This is a genomic window from Streptomyces sp. NPDC107765 (assembly GCF_055657085.1).
In genome coordinates this window covers 60,147-73,443 of sequence record NZ_JBVKBL010000003.1, presented here as the reverse complement: position 1 = coordinate 73,443, position 13,297 = coordinate 60,147, and the positions used below count along the sequence as shown (strand labels likewise).

General features: G+C 73.8%; 10 protein-coding genes. 1 reads left to right on the top strand and 9 read right to left on the bottom strand.

The annotated features are described in order from the left end of the window. Positions 1-9: 9 nt before the first annotated feature. The 8 genes from ACZ7MX_RS08960 to ACZ7MX_RS08925 form a co-directional block, all read right to left on the bottom strand. On the bottom strand, positions 10-780 hold the full coding sequence (locus ACZ7MX_RS08960) for an SDR family oxidoreductase (RefSeq protein WP_472131354.1): 771 nt from the start codon (positions 778-780) through the stop codon (positions 10-12). Positions 781-1,017: 237 nt separating this feature from the next. After that, positions 1,018-1,851 carry an amidohydrolase family protein gene (locus ACZ7MX_RS08955; RefSeq protein ID WP_472130756.1) on the bottom strand — a complete coding sequence of 278 codons (834 nt, stop codon included), beginning with the start codon at positions 1,849-1,851 and terminating at the stop codon, positions 1,018-1,020. After that, positions 1,851-2,879 carry an aldo/keto reductase gene (locus ACZ7MX_RS08950; RefSeq protein ID WP_472130755.1) on the bottom strand — a complete coding sequence of 343 codons (1,029 nt, stop codon included), beginning with the start codon at positions 2,877-2,879 and terminating at the stop codon, positions 1,851-1,853. Before ACZ7MX_RS08950 ends, ACZ7MX_RS08955 begins: the two co-directional genes overlap by 1 nt. 12 nt (positions 2,880-2,891) lie before the next feature. Further along, positions 2,892-3,929: an ABC transporter permease gene (locus ACZ7MX_RS08945; RefSeq protein ID WP_472130753.1), complete on the bottom strand. Its 1,038-nt coding sequence runs from the start codon at positions 3,927-3,929 to the stop codon at positions 2,892-2,894. After that, positions 3,926-5,491, bottom strand: a complete 1,566-nt coding sequence (locus ACZ7MX_RS08940; RefSeq protein WP_472130752.1) for a sugar ABC transporter ATP-binding protein — start codon at positions 5,489-5,491, stop codon at positions 3,926-3,928. The genes ACZ7MX_RS08945 and ACZ7MX_RS08940 overlap by 4 nt, the downstream gene beginning before the upstream one ends. Further along, complete coding sequence (locus tag ACZ7MX_RS08935) at positions 5,488-6,549, bottom strand: sugar ABC transporter substrate-binding protein (protein ID WP_472130751.1); 1,062 nt, start codon at positions 6,547-6,549, stop codon at positions 5,488-5,490. The genes ACZ7MX_RS08940 and ACZ7MX_RS08935 overlap by 4 nt, the downstream gene beginning before the upstream one ends. A gap of 55 nt (positions 6,550-6,604) precedes the next feature. Beyond that, a complete protein-coding gene (locus ACZ7MX_RS08930) occupies positions 6,605-7,372 on the bottom strand; it encodes an SDR family NAD(P)-dependent oxidoreductase (protein ID WP_472130749.1) in 768 nt (255 codons plus the stop codon). After that, a complete protein-coding gene (locus tag ACZ7MX_RS08925) occupies positions 7,369-8,694 on the bottom strand; it encodes an enolase C-terminal domain-like protein (RefSeq protein ID WP_472130747.1) in 1,326 nt (441 codons plus the stop codon). The genes ACZ7MX_RS08930 and ACZ7MX_RS08925 overlap by 4 nt, the downstream gene beginning before the upstream one ends. A 306-nt stretch (positions 8,695-9,000) precedes the next feature. Between ACZ7MX_RS08925 and ACZ7MX_RS08920 the strand changes: the two genes are divergently transcribed. After that, complete coding sequence (locus ACZ7MX_RS08920; protein ID WP_472130745.1) at positions 9,001-10,059, top strand: PAC2 family protein; 1,059 nt, start codon at positions 9,001-9,003, stop codon at positions 10,057-10,059. A 94-nt stretch (positions 10,060-10,153) separates the two neighbouring features. Here the strand turns inward: ACZ7MX_RS08920 and ACZ7MX_RS08915 are convergent, their stop codons facing one another. Next, on the bottom strand, positions 10,154-13,210 hold the full coding sequence (locus tag ACZ7MX_RS08915) for an NPCBM/NEW2 domain-containing protein (protein WP_472130743.1): 3,057 nt from the start codon (positions 13,208-13,210) through the stop codon (positions 10,154-10,156). Positions 13,211-13,297: the final 87 nt, after the last annotated feature.

Here is a 13,297-nt window from a genome sequence, read left to right as displayed (position 1 = left end):
CGTCCCGGCTCAGACCGCGAAGCCGCCGTCCACCGCGATCGAGGCGCCCGTGATGTAGCGTCCGCCCTCGCCCGCCAGGTGGGCCACGGTCTCCGCGACGTCCAGGTCCCGGCCGTAGGCGCCCAGGACGGTCAGCCCCGCCTGGAACTCCGCGCTCTCGCCGTCGGCCGGGTTCATGTCGGTGTCGATCGGGCCCGGGTGGATGAGGTTGGCCGTGATCCCGCGCGGCCCCAGTTCCCTGGCCAGGGTCTTGGTGAGGCCGGTCAGCGCGGACTTGCTGGTGGCGTAGAGGGTGCCGCCGGGGAAGGCGACCCGTTCGGCCATGCAGCTGCCGATCGAGATGATCCGCCCGCCCTCGGTCAGATGCGCGGCCGCGGCCTGCGCGGCGAGGAACGGCCCGCGGACGTTGGTGCGCAGCACCCGGTCCACGTCCTCCAGGGAGATCCCCTCGAACGGCCCGAGGACGCCGGTCCCGGCGTTGTTCACCAGGATGTCCAGCCGCCCGAAGCGCTCCACGGCGCCGGCCACCGAGGCCCACACCTGCTCGGCGTCGGCCACGTCGGCCCGGACCGCCCAGCCCTGTCCGCCGGCCTGCTCGATCTCCTTGACCACCTGGTCGGCCAGGTCCTGCCGGCTCTGGTAGGTCAGTGCCACCGCCGCGCCCCCGGCGGCCAGCCGGCGGGCGATCGCCGCCCCGATGCCCCGGCTGCCGCCGGTCACCAGGGCCACCTTGCCCGCCAGCGGCCGGCCGCCGTCCTCCCCCGCCGCGGTCGCCGTCATGGGGGTCATGGGAGCCATCACCGTCGCGGTCATCGTCGTCACCGTCGCCTTCGTGCGTATCGGTCGTCCTGCTGGACGAGCACCGCGTCGGTCCGCGGTACGCCTCGATCCTCGGGCGTGGACGGCTACGGGGCTGGCGGAAACCGGACGCCGACGCGGCGGGCCCGGGCGGGGGCCGCCCCGGTCCGTACGGCCACGGGGCCCCGGCCGAACGACCATCGCCCCGCCCGCCGTTGGTTACCGCACCGCGAGCCCGTAGACCCGGGCCGCCGTCCCGCCGAAGACCGCCGTGCGCTCGGGTGTGGTGAGGCCGGCGGTCGCCGCTTCCGCGAGGGTGAGGACGTCGTCGTAGTCGGCGGCGAGGGTGCAGACCGGCCAGTCGGAGCCGAACATCAGCCGGTCCGGGCCGAAGGCGTCCAGCACGTGCCGGGCGTAGGGGAGGATCTGCGCGGGCCGCCAGGCGGCCGGGTCGGCCTCGGTGACCAGGCCGGACAGTTTGCAGCTGACGTTCGGCAGCCCGGCGAGCGCCCCGACCGCGTCGGCCCAGGGCTGCCACTCCCCCGCCGCCACCGCGGGTTTGGCCGCGTGGTCCAGGACGAAGGACAACTGGGGCAGGGCCCGGGCCGCGGCGTGTGCGGCGGGCAGTTCGCGCGGGGTGACCAGCAGGTCGTAGACGAGACCGGCTTCGGCCAGGGCGGCCAGTGCGCGCAGGACGACGGGGCGGGTGAGCCAGTCGGGGTCGGGTTCGTCCTGGACCTGGTGGCGGATGCCGACCAGTTCGGCCGGCCGGTCCGTCAGGCGGCCGGCAAGCGCCGGGTCGGTGAGGTCGGCCCAGCCGACGACGCCCGCGACCGGGCCCTCCCCCGCCGCGATCGCCAGCAGGTCGGCGGTCTCGTCGTACGAGGACGACGACTGGACCAGGACCGTGCGGTCGATGCCGTGTGCGGTCAGGTGCGGGACGAGGTCGGCGAGCGCGTAGCCACGGCGGATCGGGTCGGCCCAGGGTCCGTCCATCCACGGCTGGGGCCGCCTGGTGAGGTCCCACAGGTGGTGGTGGGCGTCGATGCGCATCAGGGGCGTGCTCCGGGGGTGTCGGGACCGTCGGTGAGGGGCAGCGGCAGGTCGGGGTCGAGCAGCCCGCGGGCGACGAGCGTGTGCCAGAGGGCGTCGGGGATCTCCTGGGTGAAGAGCCGGGCGTTCTCCGCCATTTCGCCGGGGGTGGCGGCGCCCACGACGGCGGCGGCCACGGCCGGGTGGCCGAACGGGAAGCGCAGCGCCGCGGACTTCAGCGGTACTCCGAACTCACGGCAGACGGCGGCCAGTTGGCGGGCGCGGTGCAGCAGGGCGGGCGATGCCGGGGCGTAGTCGTAGCGGGCGCCGGGTCGCGGGTCGGCGAGCAGCCCGGAGTTGTAGACGCCGCCGACGACGACGGAGGTGCCGCGGCGGGCGCAGACCGGCAGCAGGTCGGCCAGGGCGGAGCGGTCCAGCAGCGTCCAGCGGCCGGCGCAGAGCACCACGTCCACATCGAGGTCGGCGACGAGCCGGGCCAGGACGTCGCTGTGGTTCATCCCGAAGCCGATGGCGCGCACGACTCCCTGGGCGCGCAGTTCGGCGAGGGCCGGGAAACCCGTGGCGTACACCTCGCGCAGATGGTGCTCGACGTCGTGCAGGTGGACGATGTCGACGCGGTCGACGCCGAGCCGCTCCAGGGACGCCTCCAGGGTGGCGTGGATGCCGTCGCGGGAGAGGTCGCGGACGCGGGCCCGGGCGGGGGTGTCCACGAAGCCCTCCCCGGCCACCTCCTCCCCCGGCGCGAGCGGGCGCAGCCGGCGGCCCACCTTGGTGGCCAGGGTGTAGCCGTCCCGGTCCCGGCCGTGCAGCGCCCGGCCGAGCCGCTCCTCGGAGAGGCCGAGGCCGTAGTGCGGTGCGGTGTCGAAGTAGCCGGCACCGGCCGCGAGGGCGGTGCGGACGACGGCCCGGGCCTGCTCTTCGGGGACGGCGCGGTAGAGGTTGCCGAGGGGGGCGCAGCCCAGGCCGAGGGGTGGGACGGTGACCCCGCTGTGCCCCAACTCGCGGGAGCCGGACGGTGGTTGGCGCATGGCCGGCGGCCCTCAGTCCTGCTTCTCGCCGCTGGCGAAGCGGGAGACGACCAGGGCGATGATGATGATCGCGCCGTTGAGGAACTGGGTCCACAGCGGCGGCACCCCGCCCAGCGTCATGACGTTGATGACCAGTTGGAGGGTCAGTACGCCGGTGAGCGCGCCGAAGAGGGTGCCGCGGCCGCCCTTGAGGCTGATGCCGCCGATCACCGCGGCGGCGAAGACCTGGAAGATCCAGCCGTTGCCCTGACTGGCGGAGACCGCGCCGTAGTGGCCGGTGTAGAGGATGCCGGCGAAGGCGGCGAGCACCCCGGCGAGGGTGAGGACGGCCCAGGTGAGCCGGTCCACGCGGATGCCGGCGGCGCGGGCGGCCTCCGGGTTGCCGCCGATCGCGTACAGCGCCCGTCCGTGCCGGAGGTGGCCCAGGGCCGCGCCGCCGAGCGCGAACAGTGCCAGGCAGATCCAGACGGCGGCCGGGACGCCCAGCCAGTCGGCCTTGCCCAGATAGGCGAAGGATTCCGGGACGTTGCCTATCGACTGCCCTTCGGAGAGGCCCACCTGGAGGCCGCGCAGCATGGTGAGCATGCCGAGGGTGGCGATGAAGCCGTTGACCCTGAGGCCCAGGATCAGCAGGCCGTTGGCGGCGCCGACCGCCGCGCCGACGGCCAGGCACAGCGGGATCGCGGTCCAGGCGGGGAAGAGCGCGAGGCCGGCGAACCGTCCGCCGTGCGCGGGCATCACCAGCCACAGTGCCACCACCGGCGCCAGCCCGATGGTCGATTCCAGTGACAGGTCCATCCGGCCGCTGATCAGGACGAGCGCCTCGCCGAGCACCAGCAGGCCAAGTTCGGTGGACTGCTGGACGACCCCGATGAGGTTGTCCCGGGTCAGGAAGGCGGGCGAGACGATGAAGCCGATGACGCCCAGCACGAGGATCACCGGCACGAGCGAGAGGTCCCGCCAGCGGGCCGGGTCGATCCGGGGCCGGCGGCGTGCGCGGGGGGTAGCGGCGGCGAGGTCGGTGGCCGGCGGCGAGGCGGTTCCGGTCATGGCGCGGTCCCTTCCGTTCCGTGCGGGTCGTCGGTGTCGTCGCCCGCCGGCCGCTCGTCGGTGCGGTCGCCCGCCAGGCCCTCCATGGCGGCGACCAGGTCGTGGTCGTGCCAGCCGCGCGGGAAGTGGGTGGTCACCCGGCCGTGGAAGACGGCCAGCACCCGGTCGCAGACCCGGAGGTCGTCCAGTTCGTCGGAGACGATCAGGGCGCCACTGCCGCCGTCCGCGACCCGGCGCACGACGCCGAGCAGGGCCTCCTTGGACCGGACGTCGACGCCGTTGGTGGGCCGGACGGCGACCAGGACGGCGGGCCGGCGGGCCAGCGCGCGGGCGATCACGACCTTCTGCTGGTTGCCGCCGGAGAGCCCGGAGACCGGCTGGCCGGGCCCGGTGGTCCGGATGTCCAGCTCGCTGATCATGCGCCGGGCGAACGCGCGGGTCCGGGAGGGCAGTACGGTCCCCAGCGGCCCCAGCTGGTCGGCGACGGTGAGGGTGGCGTTCTCGGCGACGCTGCGGCCGGGGACGAGGCCCTCGCGGTGCCGGTCCTCGGGCACGTAGCCGATGCCGGCGGCGAGGGCGTGCGGCACGCTGCCGGTGCGCACCGGGCGGCCGCGTACCGAGATCCGGCCGGCGTCCGGGGCCCGCAGCCCGGCCAGCGTCTCGCCGATCGCGGTGGTCCCGCTGGCCGTGGCGCCCGCGAGACCCACCACCTCACCGGCCCGTACGGTCAGGTCGAGCGGGCCGAACCGGCCGTGCAGCGCCAGCCCTTCGGCCCGCAGCACCGGTGCGCCCGTGGTGCGCGCGGCCGGCCGGGGGCGCCGCGCGGCGTCCGGCTCCTCCCCCGTCATCGCCGCGACCAGCTCGTTCCTGGGGAGGTCCGGGACGGGCGCGGTCAGTACGGGGCGGGCGTCGCGGAGGACGGTGACGGTGTCGCACAGCTCGTAGACCTCCGTCAGGTGGTGCGAGATGAACAGGAAGGCCACGCCCCGGTCGCGCAGGGCCCGCAGTTTGCCGAAGAGCCGGTCGATGCCGGCCGCGTCGAGGCGGGCGGTGGGCTCGTCGAGGACGACCAGCCGGGCGCCCTGCGACAGGGCGCGGGCGATCTCCACGAACTGCCGCTGTTCCACGCCGAGTTCGCGCATCCGGGCGGCCGGGTCGACCGCCACTCCGTAATCGGCGAGCAGTTCGCCGGCCCGGGCGCGCAGTGCGCCCCAGCGGAGCGTGCGGCCGCCCGGGAGGCGGCCCAGGAAGAGGTTCTCGGCGACGGTCAGTTCGGGCACCGTCATCGACCTCTGGTGGACGCAGGCGACCGTGCGCCGCCAGGCGGCCGGGTCACCGAAGCGGGGTGCGGGCCGCCCGGCGAAGGTGACCCGGCCGGCGTCCGGGCGGGTCAGGCCGGTCAGCACGGAGACCAGGGTGGACTTGCCGGCGCCGTTGCGGCCGACGAGGGCATGGGCCTCGGCGGGCCGTACGGTCAGCCGGGCGCCGTCGAGGGCGACGGTGGGGCCGTAGCGTTTGACGATTCCCTCGGCGTGCACCGCCGCCGGTTCGTGGGCCGTCATCGCCGCTGCTTCTTCCCGGGCCGGTCGAGCTGGTTGGCCCAGAGCGTGGGGTCGTCGACGGTGGCCTTGGTGACCAGGGGGGCGGGGAGCTGGTCCTCCAGGCCGTTCTTGATCTTCACGATGGTGGAGCCGTGGTCGGTGGGGCCGGGCCGGAAGGTCTTGCCGTCCAGCGCGGCCTGCGCGTAGAAGAGCGCGTACTTGGCGTAGAGGTCGGCCGGCTGGGAGAGGGTGGCGTCGATCGTGCCGGCGCGGATCGCGGCCAGTTCGTCCGGTATGCCGTCGTTGGAGATGATGGTGAGGTGCCCGGCGGAGCCGGCCGGTACGAGCCGCTTCTGCTGCTCCAGCAGGGCCAGCGTCGGCTGCAGGAAGGCGCCGCCGGCCTGCATGTAGAGGCCGTCGAGGTCGGAGTGCTGGGCGAGCAGGCTCTGCAGCTTGGCGGAGGCGACCTCGCCCTTCCAGTCGGTGGGCAGCTCGTGCACGGTGATCTTCGGGTACTTCTTCTTCATGCAGGCCGCGAACGCTTCGGAGCGGTCCCGCCCGTTGACCGAGCTGAGGTCGCCCTGGAGTTCGGCGACCCGGCCCCGGCCGCCGAGTTTGCGGCCGAGGTAGTCGCAGGACTTCTCGCCGTAGGCGCGGTTGTCGGCGCGCACGACCATGTAGACCGTGCCGTCGTCGGGCCGGGTGTCCACGCTGACCACGGGGATCTTCCTCGCCGCCAGCCGCTGCAGCTCGGCGCTGATGGCCCCGGTGTCCTGAGGGGCCATCACGATCGCCTTGGCGCCCTGGCCGGTCAGCGCCTGCACGTCGGCGACGACCTTGGCGATGTCGTTCTGGGAGTTGGCCGGCGGGAGGGCCTTCGGGCCGCCGTGGTCCAGGTCCCTTTGGAGGTACTGCTGGTAGGAGTTCCAGAAGTCGGTGTCCGTGCGGGGCAGGTCGATGCCGATCCGGCCGGCGGCGTCGCTGCCGCGGTTGCAGCCGGTGAGCGCGGCAAGGGCGGCAAGGGCGGCGAACACGGACACCGCGGCCCCCGCCGCCGCGCCGGTCGTACGCAGTCTCATGGGAGTCCCTTGGTCGGTCGGGTGGGCTGTCCCGGCTCTCCGTTCGCGGCCGGGATCACGTCGCGGGGCGCAGGCGCAGACCCTGCATGCCGCCGTCGACGGCGAGCGCGGTGCCGGTGATGCCGGCGGCGGCCGGGGACGCCAACGCGGCGATGGCGGCGGCCACTTCGGCGGCGGTGACCATCCGGCCCATCGGCTGGCGGGCCTGGAGGGCTGCGCGTTCGGCCGCCGGGTCGTCGGCCCGGTCCAGCAGCCGGCCGATCCACGGGGTGTCGGCGGTGCCCGGGTTGACGCAGTTGACCCGGATGCCCTCGCGGACGTGGTCGGCGGCCATGGCGAGCGTCAGCGAGAGCACCGCGCCCTTGCTGGCGGCGTACAGGGCCCGTTGCGGCAGCCCGGCGGTGGCGGCGATGGAGCAGGTGTGGGTGATCGACACGGCCCCGGGGCGGCCGGGCGCCGCCCGGCGCAGGTACGGCAGCGCGGCGCGGGCGGTGCGGACCAGGCCGAGCAGGTTGACGTCCAGGACGTGCTGCCACTCCTCGTCGTCGTTGTCCTCGACGGTGCCGGTCGCGCCGACGCCGGCGTTGCCGACGAGGGTGTGCAGGGCGCCCAGTTCGGCCGCCGCCTCGTCGACGGCGGCGCGTACGGCGGCGGAGGAGGTGACATCGGCCGTGAGCGCGAGGGTGCCGGGCGGGGCGCCGGACGGGTCGCGGTCCAGTACGGCGACCTTGGCGCCGCGCTCCTGGAGCAGGGCGGCGGTGGCCCGACCGATACCGGAACCGCCGCCGGTGACGAGGGCGGCCAGCCCGTCGAAGTCGGTCATGCGAGGGCCTCCTCGGTGGCCTGCCGGGCCCGCCAGACGGGCCCGTCGGGGTAGCGGTGGGCGGCGAGCGACGCCGGGTGCATCTCGGCGGAGAAGCCGGGGGCGGCCGGGGCCCGGTAGCGGCCGTGCTCGACCACGACCGGGTGGACGAAGTGCTCGTGGAGGTGGTCGACGTACTCGATGACGCGGTCCTCCCGGCTGCCGGAGACGGCCACGTAGTCGAACATCGCCAGGTGCTGGACCAGCTCGCACAGGCCCACGCCGCCCGCGTGCGGGCACACCGGGACGCCGTATTTGGCGGCCAGCAGCAGGATGGCCAGGTTCTCGTTGACCCCGGCCACCCGGGCCGCGTCGATCTGGACGAAGTCCACCGCCCCGGCCTGCAGCAGCTGTTTGAACACCACCCGGTTGGCGACGTGTTCGCCGGTGGCGACCTTCACGGGCTGCCCGGAGCGCACCGCGGCGTGCCCCAGCACGTCGTCCGGGCTGGTCGGTTCCTCGATCCAGTACGGGGTGTACGGCGCCAGCGCGGTCATCCAGCGGACCGCCTCGGCCACGTCCCAGCGCTGGTTGGCGTCGACCGCGATCCGTACGCCGGGGCCGACCGCGGCGCGGGCCAGCCGCAGCCGCCGCCGGTCGTCGTCGAGGTCGGCGCCCACCTTCAGCTTGATCTGCCCGAAGCCGTCGGCCACCGCCTCCTTGGCGAGCCGGACCAGCTTGCCGTCGTCGTAGCCGAGCCAGCCGGGCGAGGAGGTGTACGCGGGGTAGCCCTCGGCCTTCAGGAGGGCGGCGCGGGCGGCCCGGCCGGGCTCGGCGGCGCGCAACAGGGCCAGCGCCTCGCCGGGGGTGAGGGCGTCGGAGAGGTAGCGGAAGTCGACGAGCGAGACGAGGTCCTCGGGGGTCATCGCGGCGAGGAACTCCCACACCGGCCGGCCGGCCCGGCGGGCGGCCAGGTCCCAGGCCGCGTTGACCACCGCGCCGGCCGCCATCTGCATCACGCCCTTCTCGGGGCCGAGCCAGCGCAGCTGGGAGTCGTGGGTGAGGTCGCGGTGCAGGGCGGCGAGGTCGGCGGGGGTGGTGGGTGCCGGGCGGCCGACGAGGTACGGCGCGAGGGAGCGGAGCGCGGCGGCCATGACGTCGTTGCCGCGCCCGAGGGTGAAGCACAGGCCGTGGCCGCGCGGTCCGCCGCCGGTGTGCAGGACGAGGTAGGCGGCGGAGTAGTCGGGGTCGGGGTGCATGGCGTCCGAGCCGTCGAGCTGCTCCGAGGTGGGGAAGCGGACGTCGTGGATCTCGAACGCGGTGACGGTGCCGGTCGCGGCCATGCGCACGCCCCTGGGGAGTAGCGGAGGAACATCGTTCCTGCCGGCGGAGCTAACATCGGACCTTTCCGGGTCATCCGATGTATAGACCCGTGCGCGAGGCGGCGTCCAGCCCCCGTACCGAAAACGCTGCGGGAGTTGAGGAAGGAAAGGCGCATGACCTCGGCCACAGATCGGATGACTCGGGACGCGTTCGTGCACAGGGGCTGCGGACCGGGGCCCCACAAGCCGTAGGCTTGGTGACGCACGCAATGGAACTGCTGCCGGCCGCCGTCCCCGACGGCCGGGCCGGTCGGAAGGAGGCGCTGGGTGATCGAGCTGGAGGGGGTGCCCGAGCTGATCGACCCGGTCATGGTGGCCGCGTTCGAAGGCTGGAACGACGCCGGCGACGCCGCCTCCGCCGCGGTCGCCCATCTGGACCGGGAGTGGAAGGGTGAGGTCTTCGCCGCGCTGGACGCCGAGGACTACTACGACTTCCAGGTGAACCGTCCCACCGTCTTCCTCGACGGTGGTGTACGCAAGATCACCTGGCCGACCACCCGGCTCTCCGTGGTCCGCGTCAGCGATGCGAACGGCAAGGGGCGGGCGCGCGACCTGGTCCTGGTCCGCGGCATCGAGCCGAGCATGCGCTGGCGCTCGTTCTGCAACGAAATCCTCGGTTTCGCCCATGAGTTGGGCGTGGAGATGCTGGTGGTGCTGGGCTCGCTGCTCGGCGACACCCCGCACACCCGCCCGGTCCCGGTCAGCGGGGTCACCTCGGACGCGGACCTGGCCCGCCGGCTGGATCTGGAGGAGTCGCGCTACGAGGGCCCGACCGGCATCGTCGGGATCCTCCAGGAGGCGTGCACCCACGCGGGCGTGCCGGCGGTGAGCCTGTGGGCGGCGGTGCCGCACTACGTCTCCCAGCCGCCCAACCCGAAGGCCAGCCTCGCGCTGCTCAACCGCCTGGAGGACCTCCTCGACATCAGCATCCCGCTGGGCGAGCTGAGCGAGGACGCGCGCGCCTGGCAGCTGGGCGTGGACCAGCTGGCGGCGGAGGACAGCGAGGTCGCCGAGTACGTGCAGTCGCTGGAGGAGGCGCGGGACACCGCGGATCTGCCGGAGGCGTCCGGCGAGGCGATCGCCCGCGAGTTCGAGCGCTATCTGCGCCGCCGCGATCCGCAGTCCGGTCCCGGCGTGGCCACCGAGGGCGGGCTCGCGGAGGGCCGGGACAGCTCCTACCTCCGCGACACGACCAGCGGCCGCACCCGGCCGCCCCGCCCGGCCTCCAAGGAGCCGCGCGAGCCCGGCACCGGACCGAAGGACACCGGCCCGTCCGACTCCTCCCGGCGGCCCGAGGAGGACGGCCCGGAGGAGAGCGGCGACTGAACCCGGGCGCACCCGGGCCGATGCACACGCGCGGGGCGCCGGACCGGCCGTCGAGCCGGTCCGGCGCCCCCGTGTCATCCCGGTCCCGGGGCGGTCATCCGGAGCAGTGGAAGCGCGCCCCCGCCCAGTCGCCGTGGTCACCGGACTTCTTGCCGTCGGTGTCTGTCACCTTCAGCCGTACGTGCCGGGCGCCACCGAGCGGTACGTCCACCGGCACCGGCGCCGACTTCCCGGTCAGCTTCGGCGAGGTCCACAGCACCTTGCCGTCCGCCTCCACGGAGAAGGCGACCTCCCCGTAGTCGGCGATCTCGTCGTCGATCCCGGCGTCCGCGGTGAACGACGTGCAGCGGCCCCCGGTGAAGAACTCCAGGTCGGCATTGGCGTGCGCACCGATGCCCTTGGCGTAGGTCTGCCCCGCGAGGGTGAGCGGATGGCCGTCCGCCGGGCCCGACTCGCCGTTGCTGCGGTCCCGTTCGGCCGGTCCGTAGCCATTGCTGGCGGTCAGCCATTCCATGTCGCTCGCCCAGGTGTCGGCGGTCGGCGCGGGCGGTACGGGCCGTACCTCGAAGCGGTGCACGGTGGTGCGCGGCGCTCCCGCCGCCCGGTAGCGGACGGTCGCGGTGACGGTCACCGGGTCGGCGCTGCTCGCGTCCTTGGGTGCGGTCACGGTCAGCGCGTCGCGGGCGGCGGCGCCGGCCGCGAGCCGGCCGTGGTGCACCGGTGCGGAGACCCGCCAGCCCTCGGGGGCGGACAGCGCCACCGAGACGTCCGTGGCGTCCCGGGTCCCGGCCGTCACGGCGGTCCGTACGGTCGTCGGCGCGCCCTTGGTCACCTCCTGGCCGCCCGGGGTGCTGACCGTGACGCCCGCGCCCGGGGTCCGGCCGCCGACCGCGCTGGCACCCTTGAGCGTCAGGGCGAAGGCCCGGTCGGTGGGGCGGGAGGCGGTCTTGACGTGGACGACTCCGCCGCGGTCGGCCGGGTCGTAGTACCAGCCCTGGTCGGCCGCTCGGAGGGCGCGCGCGGACGGCAGCCGCTTCAGCGGACGGCCGGCCAGCTCCACCCCGCGCGGTGCGTCCCCGGTGTGCACGGTGAACTCGTACGGCCGGCTGGTCTGCTTACCGTGGAAGGAGCCCTTCGAGGGCCCGACGTCGAGGTGTACGTCACCGGCGCCGGAGCGGGGCGCCGTGACGTCCACCCGCTGGGTGGCACGGGCGCCCGTACGGTGGCCGCGGGTCACCCCGTCGTCCTCGTAGAGCGTGAACGACGAGCGGCCCTGCGGGTAGACGTCCCAGGCGAGCGGTGATCCGGCGGTGCGGTCCTGGTAGGACCTGATGCCCGGCCACATCGGCACGGCGGCGCCGGCCTTGACGAACAGCGGCAGGGTGTCCAGCGGCGCGCTGTAGCCGTCGAGGGTCGTCGGCCCCTGGTAGGTGCGTCCGGACCAGTAGTCGATCCAGGTGCCCTTGGGCAGGTAGATGCCGTTGCGGGTGTCGGTGTCCTGGTAGACGGGGGCGAGCAGGAAGTCCTGGCCGGAGAGGAATTCGTACTTCGCGGCGTCGGTGGCGGCCTTCGGGTCGTCGGGGTATTCCAGTGACAGCGGACGCACCGGCCCGACCCCGGTCCGGGTCGCCTCGGCCGCGTAGGAATACATGTACGGCAGCAGCGATTCCTTCAGCTTCAGGTATTTCCGGTTGATGGCCGTGTACGGGTCGCCGTGGCGGAAGGGCTGTTTGTCGCTGGCGGCCCAGCCGTCCATCGTCATGACCGCGGGGAGGAAGGATTTCCACTGCAGATCGCGGACGTACGTCTTGGGGCTGCCGCCGAAAATACCGTCCACGTCACCGGTGGTGTAGGCGAGCCCGGACATCGTCGCCCCGGCGTAGGTCGGTATCTGCCAGCGGATGTATTCCCAGCTGCCGCTCTGGTCGCCGGACCACTGGACGCCGCACCGCTGCGCGCCGGCCCAGCTCTCCGGGGCCCAGGTGAAGCCCCGTGCGTCGCTGTTGTCCTCGATCCCCCGGTAGGCGTCCTTGCAGCCGTCCAGGGCGAATTTGTAGCCGTCGCCGACCCAGGCGACGTCGAGCTTGGCGATCCGCTGGCCGGCCTTGACCTGGTCGGCGAGTTTGGCGATGCCGTCCTCGGTCCACAGGCCGAGTTTCATCTTCCGCTCGCCGAGCCCCTGGGAGGTCCGGCCGAGGTTTTCGTATCCGCAGCCGTAGCCGTCGTTCACCAGCATCCAGCCGTTGGGCATGTCGTGCTGCACATATCCGTCGGCGACCTTCAGGGAATCCAGGGTGTGCCGCTCACCGCGGTTCGCATTGTGCAGATAGCAGTCCGAATCGCCGATCTCCAGGCCGTACACCGGCGGCAGGAAGGGCTTTCCGGTCAGTGCGGTGTACTGACCGATGACGTCCTTCGTGCTCGGCCCGGCGAAGTAATAGGCGTCGAAACGCCGTTCCTTCGCCGTGGTCGTCACCGGGTCGTCGAAGGCGTAGGTGTTGGGGGCATAGGTGTTGCGGAAGACGCCGTATCCGGCGGTGGAGAGGTAGAAGGGCACGGAATTGGGGTGGCCGCCGTCGTCCCAGTGGTAGTCGACGCCCACCTCGACGGTGTGGCCGCGGTGGGAGGTGTTGCCGCGGCCGTTCTGCATGCCGGCGCCGTAGAACTGCTCGCTGGCGCCGCGTGCCAGGGTCTGGGTGGTGGTCTTGTCGTCCCAGCTCAGGCCCTTGGCCTCGGACCAGACCAGGGAGCCGTCGGCCCGGCGCAGCTCGAAGCGCAGCGGCGACTTGTACGCCGTCAACGTGACCTTGGCGGTGCTGAGTTCGTAGGCGTCGCCGGCGTCCCGCCAGTGGGTGGCCGGCGCGGCGCCTTGCGGCAGCACGATGTCCTTGCCGGTGGGGTCGGAGAAGGTGCCGTCCGGGGCGAGTTCGAGGCGGAAGGTACGGTCCGTCACGAAGCTGACGCGGGCCTCGGCCCGGCCCGCGTGCAGGTGGTAGACGGGCCCGTCGGCCTCGAAGCCGGTGACGTCCCCGACGGTGTGGGCGGGCGCGGGGCCGGCGGCCGGTGCGCTGCCGGCCGGGCCGGCGACCGCCACCACGAGCCCGAGCAGCGCGGCAACGACCGCCGCCCGCAGTCCAGTTGGTTTCCTCATGCCGGACAGGTCTAGTCCGCCGGCGGGGCGGCCCACCATGGATTCTTGCGCCGGGTTGCTGGATTTCCGGTCGCCCGGCCGGGGGCG